General features: G+C 55.5%; 1 protein-coding gene. It reads left to right on the forward strand.

The window, feature by feature from the left end; all coding sequences use genetic code 11:
* Window positions 1–205: 205 nt before the first annotated feature.
* The coding region (locus ACIPL0_RS30940) for an IS110 family transposase (protein ID WP_400603073.1) at window positions 206–1,147 on the forward strand (942 nt) is incomplete at its 3' end.

A 1,147-nucleotide genomic window follows, 5' to 3' on the forward strand; every position in this document is an offset into this window, starting at 1 on the left:
GCTTGTATGCTTAGACTTGATGGGGTGGGCAGGACGGAAAGCCGAATCTGACTCTAGCCAGTACAGACCGTTGGGAGACTTCCATCTCACCCTGTCACCTGAAGCGCCGATAAGGAATGCATCGGCCACTGGACCGACGATAGAAGCAAGCCAGCGCTACGGTGCCCCCCATCAAGCACTTAAACCCTAGCTCGGAGGGTAAGTCATGGCAATTGTTGATGCGTCGGCGATTGTGGGTGTCGATGTGGCGATGGCGGAGCTTGTCATTGCTCGCCGTGGTAGCGACAAAACGGCCTGCATTGCCAATGAGCGGGCCTCCATCTGCCGTTGGCTGAAAATGCTGCCTGCTGGCAGCGCCATTGCGCTTGAGGCGACAAACACTTACCACCTGGATTTGGCCGGGTTGGCCCACGAGAGCGGGCATAGAGTCTTTGTGGTGGATGCTGCCCGGGTGAGTAAATATCGAGATAGCCTGGGCAAGCGGGCCAAGACGGACGCCTGTGACGCGCAGCTGCTGGCCCGATATCTGGAAAAAGAAGGCGACGAATTACGCCAGTGGAACCCGCCACCCAAGCTATATAACCAGCTAAAGCACCTGCTGCATCGCCGGGCGAAGCTCGTTGCCACTCAGACGGCGCTCCGACAAAGCTGGGGAAAGGAATCGTTGTTCGAAAGCGGTTTCGAACGCTTGATGCATGACTTCGACGCGTTGGAAAAGAGCATCGAAAAACAGCTCAAGACGCTGCTGAACGAAGCGGGCCAGATGCCCCAGGTCAAGCGCTGCCAGAAAATCGAAGGTATCGGCTTTCTGACGGCTACCGGATTATTTGCTGCATTTCTGCGCGGAGAGTTCAAAAACGCAGATGCCTACATTGCTTATCTGGGTCTGGATTTGCGGGTGTCGGATTCAGGAAACAAATCAGGGCGCCGCCGATTGAGCAAAAAAGGCGACCCTGAAATACGACGCCTGGGGCATAACGCGTCAATGGCGGCTTGCCGATCGGCCAGTTGGGCGCCGTTTTATGAAAAGAAACTGAATGAAGGTAAGGCCAAAACCGAAGCGTTGACGATCCTGACCAGAAAGCTGGCGCAGGTTGCATTTTCGCTGATGCGCAATCAGAGCGAATACGTTCCTGGGAGATGTTTG

The sequence above is a fragment of the Pseudomonas sp. NPDC090208 genome, assembly GCF_044746785.1.
Taxonomy (GTDB): Bacteria; Pseudomonadota; Gammaproteobacteria; order Pseudomonadales; family Pseudomonadaceae; genus Aquipseudomonas.